We start from the raw sequence: 19,500 nt of genomic DNA, 5'->3' as shown, positions 1-19,500 counted from the left end.
ATTCCGTACAGCTCGCAGAGGTACCGGGGGGATCCTGCCCGGCGAACACGCCGGCGGCGCGGTCCCGGTCGGCCAGGTTGCGGGTGACGCGCTCCAGGAACGAGGCGGGGATCGGGCCAGGCGCGGGGGTGACGATGTGGCGCACTGTCCAGTTCGGAGAGCGAGACAAACCGTGGGAGGTCAAGCAGCGCTCGTGATCGGCTGTCATGTCCCCCGCGTCCGAGCTGACCAGCTGCTGGCGCGGTCGCCCTACTTGGGGTGCCGGTAAGGGGTCCGAGGAAGAACCGCGCAGGATTGAACGGTTAGGGCGGTTCGGTCGCTGGCGGTCGCCGGGTCGATGATCTGTGTGTGCCGGTGGAGTTCCTGACGGATGAGCAGGTTGCGGCGTACGGGCGGTTCGATGGTGAACCTGTGCGGGCTGAGTTGGAGCGGTTCTTCTTTCTGGATGACGCCGACCGGGAGCTCGTCGTCCGGCGCCGGGGCGAGCACTCGCGTCTGGGGTTCGCCGTTCAGCTGGGCACGGTGCGGTTCCTTGGGACGTTCCTGAGCGATCCGCTGGAGGTGCCGTGGGTGGTGGTGGACTATCTCGCGGGCCAGCTGGACGTTGCGGACTCGTCGGTGGTGAAGCGGTACACCGAGCGGCTGCCGACGCAGCATGAGCATGCTCGGGAGATCCGGTCGGTCTACGGCTACCGGGACTTCGCCGACCCGCAGGCAGCCACGGAGCTGCGGGCGTTCCTGGCGAGCCGGGCGTGGACGCAGGCAGAGGGTCCGGTGGCGCTGTTCGGTCAGGCCACGGCGTGGCTGCGCCGTAGCCGGGTGCTGTTGCCAGGGGTGAGTGTTCTGGCCCGTCTGGTGGTCTCCGTGCGCAGCGAGGCCACCGACCGGGTGCACCAGGAGCTCGCCGTCGCGGCTGAGCAGGCCGATCCGCAGTTGGCCGGACGGCTGCGCAGTCTCCTCGAGGTGGCGCCGGGTGCCCGGGTAAGCGAGCTGGAGCGGCTGCGGCGGGGGCCGACGCGGACGTCGGGGCCGGGCTTGGAGCGGGCGCTGTCACGGGCCGGCGAGGTCATCGTGGTGGGCGCCGGCGCGGCGGATGTGTCGGGGGTGCCAGCGAACCGGCTGGCGACGCTGGCCCGCTACGGCCTGGCGGCCAAGGCGCCGCTGCTACGCGAGCTCGCCGAGCCGCGGCGTACCGCGACCCTGCTGGCGACGGTGCGCGGTCTGGAAGCGGCGGCGGTCGACGACGCCCTGGACCTGTTCGACGTGCTGATGGCCACCCGGCTGCTCAACCCGGCGCGTCGCGCCGCGCAGCAGGAACGCCTCGCCGTCCTGCCGAAGCTGGAGAAGGCGTCGGTCACCCTCGCCGGCGCGGCGTCCGCGCTGCTGGGCCTGCTGGCCGGCACGGCCGGCGAGGCGCTCGACGTCGCCGCAGCCTGGGCGGTCGTGGAGCAGGTCGCGCCGCGGGAACGGGTGCTGGAGGCCGCCGCTCTGGTCGAGGAGCTGGTGCCCGGCGACGCCGGCCTGGAGACGGTGATGCGCGCCGAGCTGGCCCGCCGTTACGGCACGGTCCGCCCTTTTCTCCTCCTGCTCGCCGAGGCGCTGCCGCTGGCAGCGACCGGCGACGGCCAGCCGGTCCTCGACGCGGTCCGGCTACTGCCGAACCTGGTCGGCCGTCGCCGGATCCGCCCGGACGAGGTCGACATCGATCTGGTGCCGCCGGTGTGGCGGCGCGCGGTGCTGGCCAACCCGACGTTGCCGGCTGGCACGGTCGACCGCGACGGCTACGTGCTGTGCGTGCTGGAGCAGCTGCATCGGGCGCTGCGCCGGCGCGACGTGTTCGCCGTGCGTTCGCAGCGATGGTCTGACCCGCGGGCCCGGCTGCTCGCCGGCGAGGGATGGGATCGGGTCCGCGGCGAGGTGCTCGCCGGTCTCGGCCTGGCCGCCCCGGTCGAGACCCACCTGCGTGAGCTCGCCGGCTCGTTGGACGCCGCGTGGCGCCAGACCGTCGACCGGCTCGCCGAGGCCGGACCGGACAGCCCGGTGCGGGTCGAGCCGGCGGCCGACGGGCGGATGCGCCTGGCCGTGAGCCGGCTGGAGGCGCTCGGGGAACCGGACAGCCTGGTCGCGCTGCGGGCGACAACCGCGGCGATGCTGCCCCGTGTCGACCTGCCCGATCTGCTGCTGGAGGTGCACGCCTGGACCGGGTTCCTCGGCGCCTACACCCATCTGGGCGGGTCGGGCAGCCGGATGGAGAACCTGCACATCTCCCTCGCAGCGCTGCTGGTCGCCGAGGCATGCAACGTCGGGCTGACCCCGGTGACCAAGCCGAGCGAGCCGGCGCTGAGCCGCGACCGGCTCTCCCACGTCGACCAGAACTACCTGCGCGCCGACACCCACGCCGCGGCGAACGCGGCTCTGATCACCGCCCAGGCACAGATCGGGCTCGCCCAGGCATGGGGCGGGGGGCTGGTCGCCTCCGTCGACAGACTGCGGTTCGTCGTCCCGGTCCGCACGATCAACGCAGGACCCAGCCCCCGCTACTTCGGGCTCAAACGCGGCGTGACCTGGCTGAACGCGGTCAACGACCAGGTCGCAGGGATCGGCGCGGTCGTCGTGCCCGGCACTGTCCGTGACTCGCTCTACATCCTGGACACGCTGCTCACCCTCGACGCCGGGCCGAAGCCGGAGATGGTCGCGACCGACACCGCCAGCTACTCCGACATCGTCTTCGGCCTGTTCCGCCTGCTCGGCTACCGGTTCTCCCCGCGGATCGCGGACCTGTCCGACCAGCGACTGTGGCGTGCCACCCTGCCCGGCGACGCCGAGGGCGACTACGGGCCGCTGAACGCCATTGCCCGGCACCGGGTCAACCTCGCCCGCGTCGGTGTCGTGCTGTGGAACACCCGCTACCTCGACGCCGCCCTCACCGCACTGCGCACCGCAGGCCACGACGTGCACGACCTCGACGTCGCCCGGCTGTCCCCGCTGGCCGACCGGCACATCAACATGCTCGGCCGCTACGCCTTCGCCGCCCCGCCCACCGGCACGGGTCTGCGCCCTCTGCGTGACCCGGGCGAGAACGATCAGGAGGAGTCATGACCGAGGATGGCGACCGGCCAGCGGGGCAGGACACGGCGGTGCCTCGGATTGGCCGCCCGACCGGGCGCACACGAACCTTCCACGGCCCGGTGCGGGTCGAGATCGCCCACGAAGGCTCCGCCACCCAGGTCGTCAGCTTCTACGGCAGCGAGGAGTCCGACCTGCTGCACGCCGCCGGCGACTGGATGAACGACCATCTCTACGCGGTGATCCTCGGCTTCGGCTTCGCGGACCTGCGCTATGACGACGACGGCGACAAGCTACCGCCGCAGCTGCGGCTGACGATGACGGTCGACATGTCCTACTACCGCTGATCAACGGCGCCGATCGAGCCGCGTGGGCCTGGTCAGGAGGCCGGCTGGTCGATACCGGGCAGCGGCCGCTCCAGCAGCCGGGTACGGAGCGCGAGGCGGTGATAGTCGGGGTTGAGATCGATCCCGACGTAGCGGCGGCCGAGCTGCAGCGCGACCATGCCGGTGGTCGCCGACCCGGAGAACGGGTCGAGCACGACCCCGCCGGGCGGGCAGCCGGTCAGGATCGCCCGCCGCGGGATCTCGGGCGGGAACACGGCGAAGTGCGCGCCGGGGAAGTTGGCGACCGGGATCTGCCAGACGTCGCCCGGATTACGGCCGGCTTGGTGGGCGGCGAAGTCGCGGTCGGCGGCCGTCACCGACGACTCGGGGTTGCGGCCCCGCCGGCCGGGCACACCCTGCTTCCTGCGCTGGGCCCACTCAGCACCGCCGGTCGGGTCGACCGGTGTCTCCCGGACGGGGTCGAGGTCGAAGTGGTAGCGCGCCGAGCGGGTCAGCAGGAACAGCGTCTCGGTACGCGAGGCGAACCGGTCGGTCACCGACTCCGGCATCGCGTTCGTCTTGGCCCACACGATCGCGTTGCGGACCGTCCAGCCGGCGTCCTGCAACGCGAACGCGACCCTCCAGGGGATACCGAGCAGGCTCTTGTAGGGCGCGGCCGCGGTGGTGTTCCGCCGCGGCGGAATCAGCTCGGCCCGGTCGGCGCGGCGTGTCAGGCCCACCGACGGGCCGCCGTTGGCCTTGCCCGCGTAGCTGTCGCCCAGGTTCAGCCAGCACGTCCCGTCCGGGTGCAGCACCCGGCGAACCTCCGTGAACACCTCGGCGAGCCGGGCGACGTAGGCCGCGGGCGTGGGCTCCAGGCCGATCTGGCCGGGCTCGCCGTAGTCACGCAACCCGAAGTACGGCGGCGAGGTCACCACACAGTGCACCGAGGCGTCCGGCAGACCCCGCAGGACCTGCGCCGCCTGGCCGACCGGAGAACCCATGACCACCGACGTCGCTCCGCCCGCGACCACCGAGGAGCTCATCGCCTGGCTCCGCGCCGAGGCCACCCGCCAGCCCGAGGCTGCCGGCCGGTTCCTGGACCGGGCCGCCGAACTCGAGACCGCCGAGCGCTGCGTCGATCCCTGGTGCGACCACCCCGTGGACGACCACGGCCGGTACGGCTGCGTCATCGCACGCTGCCGGTGCCACGTCGCCGGCCCGGCCACCACCGAGGACGACATCGTGGTGGGACCGCGAACCGACTACGACCCGGACCATCAGCCGCACGCCTGAACCGCCGCTACCCCGAGAGGACGTGGTCGGTGACGACCAGCGCCACCGCACCACCCACCGGCCGCGGCCGGCGCGGCGGCGAACGCCCGCCCGACCGGTACGCCGAGCTGTTCGCCGCCTACCGCGCCGAGCTCGACCACGTCCGGCTCGCCGAGCACTCCCGGCGCGCCTACGCCTCCCGGGTCGCCGGGTTCCTGCGCTGGCTCGACACCGACGGCGCCGCCGCGGACCCCACCGGCGCCGACCCGCTGTCCGACGCGCACGCCCGCGACTTCGCCGTCCGCGACTACCGGGCCCACCTGCTCACGGTCGCGAAGAAGCGGCCCGCGACCATCAACGCGCACCTGACCGCGCTCGACCACTTCTTCACCTGGCGCCACCTCGGCCGCGCCGTCGTCGACCGCGCCGACCTTCCCGAGCAGGCCCCTCGCGCCCTGACCGACGACGAGGCCCGCCGCGTGCTGCGCGCCGCCGAACGGCTGCCCTCGCTACGCGACCGCACGATCATCGAGCTGCTCTACAACACCGGCGTGCGCTGCGCCGAGCTCGTCGCCCTCGACCTCGACGACGTGCCCGTCACCGCCCGCACCGGAGCCGTCCACGTCCGGGCCGGCAAGGGCCGCGACGGCGGCAAGCCGCGCACCATCCCGGCCAACCCCCGGGCCCGCCGGGCGCTGACCGACTGGAAACCCGCCCGGGCCGCCTGGCCGAACGCCGAGGCCGACCCGGCGCTGTTCCTCAACCGCTACGGCCGCCGCCTGTCGACCCGCACCGTCGACCAGGTCGTCGCCGACCTCGGCCGCTCCGTCGGGATCGACGACCTGACCCCGCACGTCCTGCGGCACACCTTCGCGACCGCCATGCTCCGCCGCGGCGCCGACCTCGTCCTGGTCGCCGAGCTCCTCGGCCACGCGCGCACTGACACCACGCGCGTTTACACCAAGCCCACCGAGGCCGACCGCCTGCGCGCCGTCGAACTCCTGCCCGGCGACTCGTGAGCCCCGGACGGCGCTAAGCGTTCAATCCTGCGCGGTTCTTCCTCGACCCCCGGATCCCGTTACACGCGGCGAGCGTGCTGACCCCGACGGGCGCGGTGTGCCTGCTCGGCGGGCGAGGCAGCGGCAAGACAACCGCCCTGCTCCACCTGCTGACCGGCGTCGCCGGGCCGGTGGCACTGGTCGCGAACTCGCTGGCGTTCCTCAACCCCGCCGGCCCGGTCCAGGTCCACGCCCTACCGACCACGATCGGGCTGCGCGCGCCCACGATCGCCCTGTTCCCCGCCCTCCGCGACCTCACCCGTGCCACCGGCACCCTCGCCGACGAGGAGAACCGTACCTACCTGCCCGCCGCCACGGTCGCAGCGGCGTTCACGGTGGCACGCGCCGCCGGCGGGCCGGTCACAGCGTTCATCGACATGGCGTTCCGCGAGGCGAGACCAGCGGTCTGGCGGAGGCTGGACACCCGGCAGGGCACCACGGCTCTGACCGCCGCGCGTCTCCCCGACGGTCTCCTCGACGATCCCCACGAACACGCACGCCTCACCGCGGACCACGCGCGGGGGCATCGTCGACGACTACGTGAGTGCGCGAAGTCGGTCGCAGCCGCCCGCTGCGAGTCGGGAACGGACACCCCGACAGTGCTCGGCCGCGGGGTCACGGACCTGGTCGCTCAGGCGGCGCGGTGACCGATGCCGTGGCGTAGCCGATGGTCCAGCTCCCACAGAGCGGTGCGGTTGGAATCCCACTGCACGACCTTCACCGCGTCGTCGAGGCCGAACCAGCCGAACTCGGTGTGCTCGTCCGACAACGTCACCTCGGCGTCCTCCGCACGGACACCGAACGCGTACTCCGGGATCACCAGCACGTCCGGCCCCCAGGTGAACTCCCCGGTGACGTAGACGACGGGGATCGTGGCCCGCGCGTCCAACACGATGAACTCACGTTCGCCGACCAGACCGGCCTCCTCGGCGGTTTCCCGCCGGGCTGCCTGCGCCGGGGACTCACCCGCCTCACCACCACCGGCGACACCCTGCCAATAGGCGGCATCAGCACGCCGGAACAAGGCGTACTCCGTGCCCTGCCCGGTCTGCCGGTAGGGCAGGACCAGAACCTGAAACGCCGCACGGCCACCCACAGTGTCGGTCACCACACCATCGTAGGACGGCGCCCTCGGCCGACCACCGAAGCCACGGCTGACCAGGAACCGCGCCCGCAACGCGACACGTGACCAGCCAACACAAGATCATCCGCGTTTGCACCTGGTGACAGGTTTCTTACCGGCACCCGGTCTACGTCTCCGTCGGCCGCCGCTGCGCCGGCCTCGTCAACCTCTACTGCGTCGCCCACCTTCGCCGCTACTTCCTGCGGGCGAGGCTGTCGAACCCGGTCCAGCTGGAGTACTGGGAGAAGGCCTGGCTCGACCGGTTCCGCGCGCTCTACACAGCCCACCGGGAACTGGCCACGGCGTGGGCGCGAGCGCGCGACACCCCCGGCCCCGACGCCGACACCCGGCTGGCCGAGGCCTACACCGCCTGGGACGGCGCGATCGAGGCGATCGACACCGCCCGCCGCGAGCAGCAGGCCTCCCCAGGGCTACAGCCCGCAGCGAAGGACGCCCTCGCCACCCTCGAACGCGAGTGGGACGGGGTCGTCGCGCACCGCGACTACCCCATGGTAGATCTTGACAACAACGCCGCGGAGCGCGCCCCGCGCCGCCCGGTCGTGACCCGCAAGAACGCCTACGGCTCCCGCACCGACGACGCCGCGGCCCTCGCCGCCGCCGTCTGGACCGTCCTGGGCACCGCCGAGAAGCACGGACTGAACACGCTGACCTACCTGACCGCCTACCTCGACGCCTGCGGCCGAGCCGGCGGCAAACCCCCACAGGGAACCGACCTCGACCGGTTCCTGCCCTGGCTGGCCAGCCCCGACGACCTCGCCACGTGGAAACAGCCACCCGGCTGACCACCACCCGGCGCGGCGTGACCCACAGTCACGCCGCCCACAACCATGCCCTCACACGACTTCCGAATACTTACTCACAGGCCGTGGCGCCAGCAGGCCCACCACCGTCGACACCCCCACCCCGCCCGCAGCCCCCACCACCGCCGCCAGATCACCGTTGCTCCAGCGCTGGAACCCCGTGCCGGTGTCGCGCTGCCCCGCGTCCAGAACCTTCACGCCCGCCTTCTCTCCCCCCGGCCCCCGGGGCCCGGTTTCACAGCGGCCGATGCCGTTACGGCCGATGCCGTTACAGCCGGCGTGCGGTCAGCCCGCGAAGTGGTCACGGAAGACGGACCAGCCCGCCGGCCAGTCCGCCAGCCCGGAGTCCGCGTTGAGGTGGCCCCGCGAGCCGACGTTGACCAGTCGGGCGCCGAGCCTCCCGGCGGCCGCCACGGAATGCGCCAGCGAGCCGTACGGGTCGTTCTCGCTGGCGACAATGACGGTCGGGAAGGGCAACGGGTCGTGTCGCGGCGTGCCGAACCCGACCGCGCCGGTCGGGAACCGCGGCCCGCCCACGTCCGGCACCGCCACCAGGAAGGCCCCGGTGATGGCGTCGTCGGCATGCTCGCACGCCCATTCGGTGACCAGCGTGCAGCCGAGGCTGTGCGCGATCAGGATCTTCGGCCCGTCGATCGCCGTGAGCACGTCGTCGAGGTCCTTCACCCAGGCGTCGCGCACCGGGTTGTCCCAGGACTCGTGGTCCACCCAGACCCCGTTGCCGGCCCGCTTGTACCACATGTACTGCCAGTGCTCCGGCCCCGAGTTCCCGATGCCGGCGATGAAGACATACGTCACCGCCGGCTCGCCGCCGCCCGCTGGCTCCATGCCGTCCGCTGGCTCCATGCTCACACCTCGTAGTCGGTGCCCACGCCGTCGAAGCGCAGGCGGTCCTGGATGTGGACCCGGTTGTCGTTCTTGTCGAAACCGGTCAGCAGACCCGTCTCCATCAGCCGGATGACGATCTGGCTGCTCACATCCTGCCTTCCGGCGTCACCAAGCTGCCGGATCAGGGCCCGGTAACCGACCCGGTCCTTGAGGAGTTCCTCGAAGACGAGCCGGTGTTCTTCCTCCAACGGATATTTGATCATGTCCTGGCCCAGCTCGTTCCCGATCACCAGCTTGCGTTCCAGCCGGAAACTCAGCGGCTCGACCTTGTAGTACGGCCGCAGCAGGACCTCGTCGCCGTTCCAGCGCAGCCAGGTGATGCGGTTCAGCTGCTTGGTCAGGTGGGTGATCCAGCGGACCCGCGCGCCGTTGAGTTCGTCGTCGCTGAACTCGTCGCTGAGATCCATGCGCTTGTGCCGACCGATGGAGATCATCGTGGCGGCACGGTCCCGGAAGCCCGCGACCGACCGGGCTGTGTCGGTGTCGTCGTCGCCCGCGGCCAGCCGTTCGAACCATCGTTTGCGGTTCAGCCGGTCGTCGTCCGACTCGCTGATCCGGCGGCGCAGCCAGAACTCCGACTCCGGCTCGGTGAACGAGGCGAACGTGTAGAACGACGCCAGGAACTCGTGGTACTGCTCGTAGGTTTCCCGGTAGCTGCGCCCGTACCACTGGTGGACGGCGTCCAGTTCGTCCTCGTGCGCGATGATCCGATCGATCGCGGCGGCCGCCGAGACGGCGGACTGGGTGGCCAGGTGGACGCCCTGGGAGAACAACGGGTCGGTGAAGCAGGCGGCGTCCCCGCAGAGGAAGAACCGGTCCCCGGAGAACACCTCGGAGTCGTAGGACCAGCCGATCCCGATCTACACCACGCAGGGGGACTCACCCTAGCCGCCGATGAGGATCAGGTTCAGGAAGGTCGGGCTGGTGGGCAGCAACCGGATCCGGTATCGCTCGATCAGCGCGCAGATCTCCTCCGGCGTCCGCTGCCGCGGCACGATCGCGGTGTTGCCCGCGCGCAGCGCGCCGAGTAGCGAGTTGATGCCGCCGATGTGGTCGAACAGCAGGAACATGAGGATGTTGGCGGGCCGACCGCCGGTGCGCGCCCGTTTCCCGAGCTTGTCTTCCATGATCGCGTCTAGGTTGTGCAAGATCGCCTTCGGGGTGCCGGTGCTGCCGCTGCTGAGCAGCACCAGCCCGGCGGCACCAGCCGCGGCGAGTCGCTCGTGGGCACCGCCGGCCGGTGCCGCCGCCTGGACCGCCGGCACCGGATCGATCACGACCGTGGATCCTTCGGCCGCTGCGTCGACCCGGACGATCTGCTACTTAGAAGATCCATCTGTGGGGTAGGGCGTTGCGTCGGCCTTTGCGGGGGGTCAACGGCTCCGCGGGACGAACAGGTGCGCCGCACCCGCGTCCGTCGAACGTCTTGGCGACGGCGGTTGCCAGGATTTCAGCGCAAGGGCGGGTGCTTCGATGGCATACCAGCTTGCGAGGGCGGCGAGGGAGGTGACGGCGAGGGAGGCCGCGATGTGCACGACGACGGCACCCGTACCGATACCCGCATCGACCCCGGCTTCGAGCAGGAGCAGTTGCAGCGGCCAGGCGTAGACGTAGATGCCGTAGGACAGATCGCGGCGCGCCCCCACCCGCGACAGCCCCCGTCCGGTTCCGGCGTACAGCAGCAGGTAGGCCAGCGGGGCCAGGGCGAGGGGCCGGTAGGCGTGGGGGATGAGCAGGCCCGCGGCGAGCAGGGCGGCGGCGGCGATGAGTAGGGCCCGGCTGCGCGGGATGCGGTCGGCGTAGAGGAACATCGCCGCCCCGATGAGGAAGACGGCCGTGTACTTCAGGATGTGGGAGTCGGTGAGCCGGTTGGCGCCGAGGAGCGCCCCGCCGACGGCGAGCAGCCACCCGCCGACGGCGAGGGTGAGGACGAGCCCGCGGCGGCGGCGCAGGATCCCCACCGTGCCGAAAACGCCGACCATCAGGTAGCACAGCGCTTCGAAGAACAGGGTGTGCAGGGGGCCGTCCACGGCCTGCCCGGCGCGTAGGTCGCCGATGTTGAACTGGTTCATCTTCAGCGCCGCGTTGACGAGCAGGTAGCGGACCGCCGAGTCATGGCCGGTCCAGGGGTAGCCGGCGGTGGTGCCCCGGTTCAGGCGCCACAGCAGTGGACCGATCGCGACGGCGGTCAGCGCGAGGCAGACCCAGAAGGCGGGCACGACCCGCAGGAACCGGTGCCAGAGGAAACGGGCGGTGGATGGTGCCCGCAGGTGGCTACGGATGATCAGGAAGCCGCTGAGGAGGAAGAAGCCGTCCACGGCGAACGTGCCGAGGTCGGGGGCACCGGGCAGACGTGTCAACGGGTCCGGTTCTCCCCGGACGAACAGCCATGAGTGGGACACGAGCACCGCGCCGGCCAGGATGAGACGCAGCGCGTTGAGGTTGTTGCGGTGAGGATCGAAGGCCGCGGCCAGCGTGCCGGCCCTGGGTGTGGGTACGGGTATCGGCTCCGCTGTGGGGCTTCGCTGGTGGGGGACCCGGCGGGGAGACCTGGCGAACGGTGGGTGCTGATCGGTCATGCGGTGTGGTCCCTTTCCTCCGGACGTTCCTTTCCCACCGAACATCCGTTTTCCGTGGACATCCGGCGCCGGTGACGCTGCTCGATCGCCGGCCTCGTGGGCGATCACGCACCGACACCATTCAACCCTAACGTAAGGGTAGTGTTTACTGTGTGTGTCATGAGGTATACGAAAGCAACATCCGGTGACGTGTTCCGATCGGACCACCGTTTCCCTGTGCCGCGTGGTCCTGCCGGCGGCCCCGTCCCTCCCCGGGTCAGGAGCTCGATACGTCGTTCTGTCCGAAGCCGGTCCGATGGTCAGGGCACGTGAGTGGTCAGGGCACGTGGCTGGTCACAGCAGGTGCACGTCACCCGGAATGCCGGCCGGGTGCGCATCGGCCGGTCGGGCGCGGGCGACGCTTGACGACGTCAACGTTCGTCCGAGCGTATGTCTGGCGCGGGGAACGGCGATCCGAACCGTGCCCGATCAGGCTGGTGCGGCCGGGGACCTGCGGCCGGGCATCGAGCCCCGTAGGCACCATCGCGCCGAGCACGGGCGACATGGGCGACCCACAGCACGAAGCGGCCAGCGTCCTTGACCACGACCGAGTCGGCCTCCGGCCGCAGCTCGACCCATGGCCATAGCTTGGTCCATAGCACGTGCCACACTGGAGTGTATGGCTACGACATCTATGCAGCTGGACAGCGGGCTACGCGACGAACTGGCGGAGATCGCCGAGCGGGACTTCCATGGCGTGCCGCTGGGCGAGGCGGTCCGGCGCCTGGTCAAGGAACACAAGATCAGCCGCATCATGCGGCGGTACGAGGAGCTGCGCGCCGACCCCGAGGAGTGGGCCAGCTACCGGGCCGAGGCGCGGCTGACCGACGACGCGGCCGGCGACGGCCTGCCGGATGCACGTGAGGAGTATCCGGAGTACCACCGGTGAGCCGGGCGCTGAGACTCGCGTCCTGGCAGGTGTGGCTGGTGGACTTCGGTCAGCCGATCGGGCACGAGCAGGGCGGCCCGCGCCCGGCCGTGGTGGTCGGCTCGGCGACGCACTGCCGGTTCCCGATCGACATGGCCCTCGTGGTGCCCCTGACCGCGCGGGACCGGGGCCTGGACCATCACGTGCGCATCGACTCGCCCGAGTCCGGCCTGGACCGGCCGAGCTGGGCGCGCACCGAGGAGATCACGGCGGTATCCACCCAACGGTTCACCCGGTCCACACCGCTGGGCACCGCGTCGGCCACCGAAATCGCCAAGCTGGGCGAGTGGCTACGCGAGATGGTCGCCTTCTGCTGACCCGCCGCCGCGGGCACGGCTGGCGAGCCGCGCAGGTTCGCCACGTCAACCCCCGTCCCATTCAGCCCGACATCAGCGTTGCCGCCGCAGCGTCCAGAACAGCCAGTTCCCGGTGGCCGCGCACGTGGCCACGTCCCAGCCCTGGCCGCCGAGGTCGGACAGTACCGTGACCAGCTCGTCGTAGCTGCCGGGGAACATCCGCTCCTTACCCCGGGGCATGTTGACCCGGATGGACCCCTGGTCCCACAACCATTCCACCGTGGCGAACTCGTAGGTGAAGATCGTTTCCCCCGCTCCGGTCGGTTGCAGCAGAGGATAACGGCCTTGAGGGTAGCGGCTTTCCGGGCCCGAGCAGCAGACCGACCAGGCCCGCTGCCTCACTGTCGTCACCAACGCGATCATCACAGCGAAAATGCTGGCCGGGCTGGCAGTTCTGCGCCCCTGATCTGGCTGGCCGCCGCTACCAGGTAGCCGGGGTTCGATACGGGTACGCGAACGTACCCGTATCCTGTGGGGTGGGTGAAAGGAGGCTGTCCATGGCGGATGCGAATGTGCGGATTCCGGCGGAGGCGCGGGATCGGCTGGCTGAGGTGGCGGCGGCGGAGGGGCTGTCGTTGCGGGCGTATCTGGCCCGGTTGGCGAGCACGCTGCTGACGCCAGCGGAGCGGGCTGAGCGCGCCGAGCGGGCGCGGGCGGTGCTGCGGGAGTGGAGTGGTTACGACCCGACGGAGGAGGAGGCCGCGCAGGCCGACGCCGAGCTGGACCGGCGGCTGGCACGGGCGTTGGGACGGTGAGCGACGCGCTGCATGTGGTGCTGGACGAGACCGCGATGGTCTCGGCCGGCTACGGCAACGTGCTGGCCTCCCGGCTGATCCAACGCGCTCACACCGGGCCGGGGCACTTTCTGTACGCGCCGGCGTGTGCGCTGGTGGAGGCGGACCGGGCCCGGCCGGGGACCGCCGAGCACATCGCCGCGCTGCCCGCGGTGACGATCGTGGAGCTGGACCTGGCGGCCGCGCTCGCGGTGGCCCGTGATACCGGGTGGGCGCCGGCGCACGTGCGGTACGCGGCCGAGCCCGCCCCGGAGCGTCCCGAGGGCGCGGTGATCGCGACGGCGGCGCCGGACCGGTGGGCGGGTCAGCCGGTGCGCCTGTTGGATCTCCGCCCGTGAGCTGGTCCGGCCCGGATGGGGCGAGCACGACGGATGTCGCCTCGGCCGGGTCCGTGAGGGCCGCGGGAGTGGCAGTCGGTCACGATCTAGCGCCGATCGTCACGGCGCCAGGCCAGGGTGAGCTGGTGAGGAACCACGATGTGTCAGTCCCCGGTCGCACCCGACGGCATGCCGTGCGACGGTAACGAGGGGACGGGGCAGCACACCGGCCCGGCGGCTCCACCGCGGCCAACACCCGTCTTGGCGCCCGCGGGCGGGTCGTGGCCGCCGCCGTCACGGCGAGAAGACGAAAAGGGGAGCCGGGAGGGTTCGGCAGACGCTCGCTCACCTACCTCGGGTACGGGCTGCGCGACATTTCCGGCGGTAAAGCTCGCTGACGCCACCCGGCCGGGTGAGGGCGAGTTCCTGGAACGAGGCCTATATGCATGCTCATGCTGGCAGGTGGGCGCAAGCGCCACGCACTCGACCGAACCGGAGAGCGGAGGCCAGATGCGCCCGTCCCGATCAGCCCGTATACCACGCCCATTCCTTGCTGCCGTGCTTGCGGTAAGCCTGCCGCTGCTGACCGGTATATCAGGGTCGGGCTTGTCTGGGTCCGCCGCCGCGGCCACCCGGACAAAGCTAACCTGGAAACCGTGTGAGAACGGGTTGGAGTGCGCGACTCTGCCCGTTCCGTTGGACCACGCCAGGCCTGCCGCAGGCACGATCAACCTGGCGTTGATCCGTGCTCCGGCTCGCCAGCCACACCGGCGGATCGGCTCGCTGGTGATGCTGGCCGGTGGGCCGGGCCAGTCGGGAGTCGGGTTCATCCGCGACTGGCTGGGCTTCTTCGGCGCGTCGTTGCGCGACCGTTTCGACATCGTCGGGTTCGACCAGCGGGGTGTCGGTGGGAGCGCGCCGGTCCGTTGCAGCAGCGGGCAGGATAATGATCCGCCGGCCGCCACCTCCCCGTTCGCGATCGACTCCCGCGCTTCCCGCGCTGGGAGTGAGGATGACGACGTGTACCAGGAGCTGGTTGACGACAGGCGTCAGTGGGCGCAGGGCTGTGTACGGTTCAGCGGTGCTGAACTGCCGTACCTGTCGACCGAGGCCGCGGCCCGGGATCTCGATCTGCTGCGAGCCGCGCTCGGCGAGGACAAGATCACCTCTTACGGGGGATCCTACGGCACCGTGCTGGGCGCCACCTACGCCAGCATGTTCCCGACCCGGATCCGGGCGCTGGTGCTGGACGGCGTAGAAGATCCGAACGTGTGGATGAACCAACCGCAGGAGGACCTACGCCGAATGGCGCAGGGCTTCGAGACCGCGCTGGGCGCATTCCTCGCCGACTGCAAGGCCCGGCCCAACTGTGGCTTCGGCCACGGCGACCAGGGTGACCCGCAAAGTCATTGATGCAGGTCAGCGGGGTTGTCGAGAGTGAGGATGGCCAGGAGCAGGGCGTTGTCGTGTCGGATTCTGCGGATGGTCGGGGCGATGCGGTTATGGCCAGCGAGGCGAATCAGCCCGATGATCAGGTTACGGAGCGTGGTCATGATGCGGGGCAGTGGGCCGGTCCGAACCCGCGAGGCATCCTCACGGAACGTCACATCGCGCACCCAGTGGACCTTGTTCTCGATCGTCCAATGCCCTCGGGCGTAGCCCGCGAGATCAGCGGGTGTGACCGCGTCGAGGGTGAGGCTCGTCAGGACGTGGACCGTGACAGTGCTCGGGATCGTCCGGGTGACCCGGGCCCGGCCCGTGCCGGTGGTCACGGTCCGCCGGACATGACGGCGGATCCGCGCCACGGTGCGGGCATGGGGATAGCGGGCACGGATCGCCTCGCTGGCCTGGGCCAGCTGGATGGTGCGTCGTTCGAACCGTCCATGGGCCCTGCCCTCGGCGCTGTGCCCGATCGGGATCTTCGTCCAGTCGGTCGCCTGGTGGCAGTCGACCGACAACGCCGGGGTGTTCGCCTTCACCGTGAACACGAAGTGCGCTCCCAGCTCGGTGACGATCAGGTCGGCGTGGGCGCGGGTCGTGTGCAACGCATCAGCGGTCACCACCACCCCATCCAGCGGATCATGGGAATGCAGTTCGCGGAGCAGCGGTGCGAACGCGGTGACCTCGTTCGTCTTCGCGCCGACCTCATGCTCGGCGAGCACCACACCCGTGCCGTGTTCGGCGACCGCGAGCAGGTGCGGTGCCCGCCCCTCAGGCCCAGCCGCGCCACGCAGGGTCTTCCCGTCGACCGCGACCACCCGCCGCCCACCACCACGGGCCTGGCGGGCGCGGGCCGCGGCGAACATCCCGACCGCCCTCGCCAGCGCCGAGCTGTCCACCGCGGACAGGACCCGGATCATCGTGTCCACCGACGGTGCCTGCGGCTGCCCGGTCACCGGATGGACCCGCGCCCCGAGAGCGGTCAGGACCTGCGTCGGGGCGTGCGCAGCCCAGGCCGCGATCTCCTCCACCGACTTCTCCCCCGCGGCGACCGCTGCGGCGGACAGTCCCAGGATCACCGGGAGCCGGTGACGTATCCCTCGCGGGTCCCGCGGGTCAGGCACCCCGGCGAGTACGTCGGCGAGCCCCTGCACCTCACCGCCGTGCGCCCCCAGGACCCGCAGCGACCGCCGCATCCGGACCAGCTGCCCCGACCCGGCCTGTCCGAGATCGGTGGGAGTGACGGGCATGCGAGACTGGACCGGCAACGGGGCTCCCTACGGCTGGTGATCTAGGCAATCCCCGTCCTACCGGGACCCCGTTGCCTCACCGCAGCCACCCTCACCGTGGTGGCCCGCCGTTGTTCCCCCGGACCCCACGGCCCCACCGCCCCACCCACCCCACCGGCTGTCACAGAACGTCATCGGTGGCGTTTCCGCCGGCGCCGGAACCCACCCTCACACGCGCTACTCACAGCGACGAAACAGCAGCCGGGCCCGGATCCTCACACCACCACCGGCCCCAGCCCCCCGCACCCCGTCTCACACCGTCTACCTGCACAAACAGACTTTGCGGGTCACCCTGCCACGGCGACCCGGCCGGCGCCTTCGACCGCCTGGTCGAACGGCTCATCGAGAAGCCGATCCCGGCCGGCGGTAAGGACACCGGCGCCGCCCGCACGCTCAACTGGGTGACCGCCATGATCGGGGTCCGGTCCGCGCTGTACTCCCATGCCATGTGGCCGCGGCTCGCGGAAGCATTGGCACTGGCCGACGACAACAACGACGGTTCCAAGCTGCTCTCCTTCGCAGCGCAGGACCCGATCGGGGCCATCCTCCCCTTGCCGTACAGCACCTCCACCAGCGCCGATGTCGCGCATACGGCCATCGCCGCGCATACGGCCATCACCTGCGCCGACAAGGTCTTCCCGACCGTGGGCGCCTACCAGCGACTTGCTGACGAACTCAACCGCGAGAGTCCCCATTTCGGCTTGCTTTCTGGTCTCGGTGCCCTTGCCTGTGTGGTCTGGCCGGTTAAGGCTGCCTCCCGCTACACCGGACCGTTCCACGCCACCGGCGCTGCGCCGATTCTCCTCGTCGGCAGCACCGGCGACCCGGCAACGCCCTACTCCGGGGCTGTGTCCCTCGCCCGTCAACTCGCCAACAGCGTGCTGTTGACATGGCGCTCCTACACGCACACCGCCTACTTCCAGGACAGTGGCTGCGTCCGCCAGGCTGTCGAGCGTTACCTGGTCGACCTGATACTCCCGAAGCGCGGTACGATCTGCCCTGACGTCCCGACAGCGGCGGGCTCTTGAGTCTCGGTCTTCTCTCGGTCTGCGCGATTCAGCGTCTGCGCGATTCAGCGTCTTCGTGATTCAGCGTCTTCGTGATTCAGGGCCTTTGCGATTCAGGCTCACCGTGAGGATTATCCGGAAAGGCGACGACTTCGCCGGTGCGCGGGCGAGTGGAGCGCGGCACGCGAAGATCGTCCCGGCGAGACCGGGCGGGCCGGCCGCCGCGGGGGTGATGACCGGGTCGACGACCGGGAGGCCCGCCGGTGGGGAGGCGGTCGCCGTGCCGCCGACATGCCCCAGCCATTGACAGACGTCTATGTTTGCGGTCATCCTCGGCCCGCAAGAACATAGATGGGTGTCGATGTAAGGGGTGGGCTGGATGGCCAGGGTGCAGTTGGCGTTGAACGTCTCGGACGTGGACGCGGCGGTGGAGTTCTACACGACGCTGTTCGGGGTCGGGCCGGCGAAGCGGCGGGCGGGATATGCGAACTTCGCCGTCGACGTGCCGCCGTTGAAGCTGGTGCTGATCGAGAACCCGGACGCCCGCGGCGCGGGGGTGGCGGGGGCGTTGAACCATCTCGGGGTGGAGATCGAGACCTCGCAGGAGGTCTCGGCCGCCGCCAGCCGGCTGCGGGAGGCGGGGCTGGTGACGGCGGTGGAGGAGAACACCGCCTGCTGCTACGCGCTGCAGGACAAGGTGTGGGTGGATGATCCGGACGGTGCGCCGTGGGAGATCTACACGGTGCTCGCCGATATCGCCGAGGGCGCGGGCCCGCAGCTGCGCACCGTGGAACCGGGGGCCGGGGGTGCTCCCGGGTCGGCGTGTGGCTGTGGGCCGGTGTGCGCTGCCACGGTGCCGGCGGTGACGATCGAGCCGGCCACCGCCGGCACCGGTCACTGAGAGCGAACGGTGACAGACAACGGGGAGGGCCGGCCGCCGCTGGTGCGGCGGTTGGCCGCCGAAGCGCTGGGCGCCATGCTGCTCGCCGCGTTGGTTGTCGGGTCGGGGATCGCCGCGGCGCAGCTCAGCCCGGACCAGACAGGCCTGCAGCTGGTCGAGAACGCCGCGGCGACCGCCGCCGGCCTCTACGCGATCATTCTGATGGTTGGGCCGGTGTCCGGGGCGCATGTCAACCCGGTGGTCACGGTGGTTGACGCCGCGTTTGGGGGGCTGTCGTGGCGGGACGCCGTCGCCTACCTGCCCGCCCAGATCCTCGGCTGCGTCGCCGGGGCGGTGCTGGCGAACCTGATATTCGACCGGTCGGCGGTGTCGATCTCCACGCATCACCGGGCGTCCGGGGCGCATCTGCTCGCCGAGGTCGTCGCGACCGCCGGCCTCATCCTGCTGATCTTCGCGCTGGTGCGGTCCGGGCGGGGTGAGCGGGCACCGGCCGCGGTCGGCGCCTACATCGGCGCGGCCTACTGGTTCACCAGTTCCACCAGCTTCGCGAATCCGGCGATCAGCATCGGGCGGATGTTCTCCGACACCTTCGCCGGGATCGCCCCCGCCTCGGTGCCCGCGTTCATCGCCGCCCAGGCGGTGGGCGGCGCGGTCGGCTACGGGCTGGTGCGGCTGCTCTACCCGCCGACTCCCGCCGGCCCGGCGCAGGCCGCCGGGGTGCTGCTCACCCACCCGGACAGCGCCGTGGCACCCAACGGCGCCGCCCCTTCACGTCTTCCTGGAGGTGTCTCGTGATCGACCTGGGCAACCCGACCGGAAAGGACACCGTCGTGTCTGCGAAGCCCTCGGTGCTGTTCGTCTGCGTCCACAACGCCGGCCGTTCCCAGATGGCCGCCGGCTGGCTGACCCGTCTCGCCGCCGGGAAGATCGAGGTCCGCTCTGCCGGCTCCATACCCGCCGACCGGATCAACCCCGTCGCCGCCGCCGCGATGGCCGAGGTCGGCATCGACATCACCGCCGAAACCCCGAAAATCCTCACCGTTGACGCCGTCGAGGCCTCTGACGTCGTCATCACCATGGGCTGCGGCGACACCTGCCCCGTCTTCCCCGGCATCCGCTACGAGGACTGGGCACTCGACGACCCCGCCGGCCAGGATCTCGACGCCGTCCGACCCATCCGCGACGACATCCGCGCCCGCGTCGAAAAACTCATCGGGGAACTCCTGTCTGCCGCCTGAGCACGCCAGGCCGGGCAGGCCGGCACCCGCCCGGCCT

The 19,500-nt window shown here is 71.0% G+C and carries 23 protein-coding genes and 1 pseudogene; 15 read left to right on the top strand and 9 right to left on the bottom strand.

All coding sequences use genetic code 11. The annotated features are described in order from the left end of the window. Positions 1–348 precede the first annotated feature (348 nt). Both FRANCCI3_RS11785 and FRANCCI3_RS11780 read left to right on the top strand, forming a co-directional pair. Positions 349–3,099, top strand: coding sequence for a Tn3 family transposase (locus FRANCCI3_RS11785; protein WP_011436759.1), 2,751 nt, complete (start codon positions 349–351; stop codon positions 3,097–3,099). Beyond that, positions 3,096–3,413 (top strand): hypothetical protein, encoded by a 318-nt coding sequence (locus FRANCCI3_RS11780; protein WP_011436758.1) that lies wholly within the window; start codon positions 3,096–3,098, stop codon positions 3,411–3,413. The genes FRANCCI3_RS11785 and FRANCCI3_RS11780 overlap by 4 nt, the downstream gene beginning before the upstream one ends. Positions 3,414–3,445: 32 nt before the next feature. Here the strand turns inward: FRANCCI3_RS11780 and FRANCCI3_RS11775 are convergent, their stop codons facing one another. After that, positions 3,446–4,396, bottom strand: a complete 951-nt coding sequence (locus tag FRANCCI3_RS11775; RefSeq protein ID WP_035941181.1) for a DNA-methyltransferase — start codon at positions 4,394–4,396, stop codon at positions 3,446–3,448. Between FRANCCI3_RS11775 and FRANCCI3_RS26170 the strand changes: the two genes are divergently transcribed. From FRANCCI3_RS26170 to FRANCCI3_RS11760, 3 genes are all read left to right on the top strand, one after another. Continuing rightward, a complete protein-coding gene (locus tag FRANCCI3_RS26170; RefSeq protein WP_023840315.1) occupies positions 4,395–4,688 on the top strand; it encodes a hypothetical protein in 294 nt (97 codons plus the stop codon). The two genes, FRANCCI3_RS11775 and FRANCCI3_RS26170, sit on opposite strands and share 2 nt — an antisense overlap. 29 nt (positions 4,689–4,717) lie before the next feature. Continuing rightward, complete coding sequence (locus FRANCCI3_RS11765; protein ID WP_011436756.1) at positions 4,718–5,686, top strand: tyrosine-type recombinase/integrase; 969 nt, start codon at positions 4,718–4,720, stop codon at positions 5,684–5,686. Positions 5,687–5,760: 74 nt separating this feature from the next. Further along, entirely contained in the window at positions 5,761–6,372 is a 612-nt protein-coding gene (locus tag FRANCCI3_RS11760; RefSeq protein ID WP_011436755.1) for a hypothetical protein, read from the top strand. On the opposite strand, the gene FRANCCI3_RS11755 is transcribed toward FRANCCI3_RS11760, so the two are convergent. Continuing rightward, a complete protein-coding gene (locus FRANCCI3_RS11755; protein ID WP_198031032.1) occupies positions 6,357–6,833 on the bottom strand; it encodes an NUDIX hydrolase in 477 nt (158 codons plus the stop codon). The two genes, FRANCCI3_RS11760 and FRANCCI3_RS11755, sit on opposite strands and share 16 nt — an antisense overlap. A 179-nt stretch (positions 6,834–7,012) precedes the next feature. On the opposite strand from FRANCCI3_RS11755, the pseudogene FRANCCI3_RS24530 reads away from it, so the two are divergent. Further along, positions 7,013–7,651 (top strand): annotated as a pseudogene (locus FRANCCI3_RS24530) (transposase); the annotation flags it as partial. Positions 7,652–7,702: 51 nt separating this feature from the next. Here the strand turns inward: FRANCCI3_RS24530 and FRANCCI3_RS26940 are convergent. From FRANCCI3_RS26940 to FRANCCI3_RS11735, 5 genes are all read right to left on the bottom strand, one after another. After that, the gene (locus FRANCCI3_RS26940) at positions 7,703–7,867 is read right to left on the bottom strand and encodes a hypothetical protein (protein WP_023840318.1); all 165 of its coding nucleotides are present in this window, start codon (positions 7,865–7,867) and stop codon (positions 7,703–7,705) included. 87 nt (positions 7,868–7,954) lie between these two features. Beyond that, positions 7,955–8,533 (bottom strand): RBBP9/YdeN family alpha/beta hydrolase, encoded by a 579-nt coding sequence (locus tag FRANCCI3_RS11745; protein ID WP_049760907.1) that lies wholly within the window; start codon positions 8,531–8,533, stop codon positions 7,955–7,957. A 2-nt stretch (positions 8,534–8,535) separates the two neighbouring features. Continuing rightward, positions 8,536–9,405 (bottom strand): tryptophan 7-halogenase, encoded by an 870-nt coding sequence (locus FRANCCI3_RS11740; protein ID WP_011436752.1) that lies wholly within the window; start codon positions 9,403–9,405, stop codon positions 8,536–8,538. Positions 9,406–9,459: 54 nt separating this feature from the next. Then, positions 9,460–9,852 (bottom strand): AMP-binding protein, encoded by a 393-nt coding sequence (locus tag FRANCCI3_RS25330; RefSeq protein ID WP_011436751.1) that lies wholly within the window; start codon positions 9,850–9,852, stop codon positions 9,460–9,462. A gap of 96 nt (positions 9,853–9,948) precedes the next feature. Beyond that, the gene (locus tag FRANCCI3_RS11735) at positions 9,949–11,154 is read right to left on the bottom strand and encodes an acyltransferase family protein (protein WP_011436750.1); all 1,206 of its coding nucleotides are present in this window, start codon (positions 11,152–11,154) and stop codon (positions 9,949–9,951) included. A gap of 658 nt (positions 11,155–11,812) precedes the next feature. Here FRANCCI3_RS11735 and FRANCCI3_RS11725 point away from each other — a divergent pair. Beyond that, positions 11,813–12,082: a hypothetical protein gene (locus FRANCCI3_RS11725; protein ID WP_035733467.1), complete on the top strand. Its 270-nt coding sequence runs from the start codon at positions 11,813–11,815 to the stop codon at positions 12,080–12,082. Then, a complete protein-coding gene (locus FRANCCI3_RS11720) occupies positions 12,079–12,438 on the top strand; it encodes a type II toxin-antitoxin system PemK/MazF family toxin (RefSeq protein WP_011436748.1) in 360 nt (119 codons plus the stop codon). Before FRANCCI3_RS11725 ends, FRANCCI3_RS11720 begins: the two co-directional genes overlap by 4 nt. A gap of 72 nt (positions 12,439–12,510) precedes the next feature. Here FRANCCI3_RS11720 and FRANCCI3_RS11715 read toward each other — a convergent pair whose 3' ends face one another. Further along, positions 12,511–12,828 carry a hypothetical protein gene (locus tag FRANCCI3_RS11715; protein ID WP_198031033.1) on the bottom strand — a complete coding sequence of 106 codons (318 nt, stop codon included), beginning with the start codon at positions 12,826–12,828 and terminating at the stop codon, positions 12,511–12,513. A 146-nt stretch (positions 12,829–12,974) separates the two neighbouring features. Here FRANCCI3_RS11715 and FRANCCI3_RS11710 point away from each other — a divergent pair, with 146 nt between their 5' ends. The 3 genes from FRANCCI3_RS11710 (at position 12,975) to FRANCCI3_RS11700 (ending at position 15,001) form a co-directional block, all read left to right on the top strand. Beyond that, a complete protein-coding gene (locus FRANCCI3_RS11710; RefSeq protein ID WP_023840322.1) occupies positions 12,975–13,232 on the top strand; it encodes a hypothetical protein in 258 nt (85 codons plus the stop codon). Continuing rightward, positions 13,229–13,609, top strand: coding sequence for a hypothetical protein (locus FRANCCI3_RS11705; protein WP_011436745.1), 381 nt, complete (start codon positions 13,229–13,231; stop codon positions 13,607–13,609). The genes FRANCCI3_RS11710 and FRANCCI3_RS11705 overlap by 4 nt, the downstream gene beginning before the upstream one ends. Before the next feature lie 648 nt (positions 13,610–14,257). Continuing rightward, entirely contained in the window at positions 14,258–15,001 is a 744-nt protein-coding gene (locus FRANCCI3_RS11700) for an alpha/beta fold hydrolase (RefSeq protein ID WP_236701550.1), read from the top strand. Here the strand turns inward: FRANCCI3_RS11700 and FRANCCI3_RS11695 are convergent. After that, a complete protein-coding gene (locus FRANCCI3_RS11695; RefSeq protein WP_049760812.1) occupies positions 14,995–16,278 on the bottom strand; it encodes an ISAs1 family transposase in 1,284 nt (427 codons plus the stop codon). The two genes, FRANCCI3_RS11700 and FRANCCI3_RS11695, sit on opposite strands and share 7 nt — an antisense overlap. A gap of 449 nt (positions 16,279–16,727) precedes the next feature. Here FRANCCI3_RS11695 and FRANCCI3_RS11690 point away from each other — a divergent pair, with 449 nt between their 5' ends. The 4 genes from FRANCCI3_RS11690 (at position 16,728) to FRANCCI3_RS11675 (ending at position 19,463) form a co-directional block, all read left to right on the top strand. After that, on the top strand, positions 16,728–17,345 hold the full coding sequence (locus FRANCCI3_RS11690; RefSeq protein ID WP_236701543.1) for an alpha/beta hydrolase: 618 nt from the start codon (positions 16,728–16,730) through the stop codon (positions 17,343–17,345). Positions 17,346–17,703: 358 nt separating this feature from the next. Then, positions 17,704–18,225 carry an ArsI/CadI family heavy metal resistance metalloenzyme gene (locus FRANCCI3_RS11685; protein WP_011436741.1) on the top strand — a complete coding sequence of 174 codons (522 nt, stop codon included), beginning with the start codon at positions 17,704–17,706 and terminating at the stop codon, positions 18,223–18,225. Between the two features lie 9 nt (positions 18,226–18,234). Next, a complete protein-coding gene (locus tag FRANCCI3_RS11680) occupies positions 18,235–19,020 on the top strand; it encodes an aquaporin (protein ID WP_011436740.1) in 786 nt (261 codons plus the stop codon). 35 nt (positions 19,021–19,055) lie between these two features. Continuing rightward, on the top strand, positions 19,056–19,463 hold the full coding sequence (locus tag FRANCCI3_RS11675) for an arsenate reductase ArsC (protein WP_035959142.1): 408 nt from the start codon (positions 19,056–19,058) through the stop codon (positions 19,461–19,463). Positions 19,464–19,500: the final 37 nt, after the last annotated feature.

Origin of the sequence: Frankia casuarinae, from assembly GCF_000013345.1 — a bacterium.
Taxonomy (GTDB): Bacteria; Actinomycetota; Actinomycetes; order Frankiales; family Frankiaceae; genus Frankia; species Frankia casuarinae.
The sequence above is the reverse complement of the archived record's forward strand: the minus strand, read 5'-3'. Positions and strand labels throughout refer to the sequence as shown.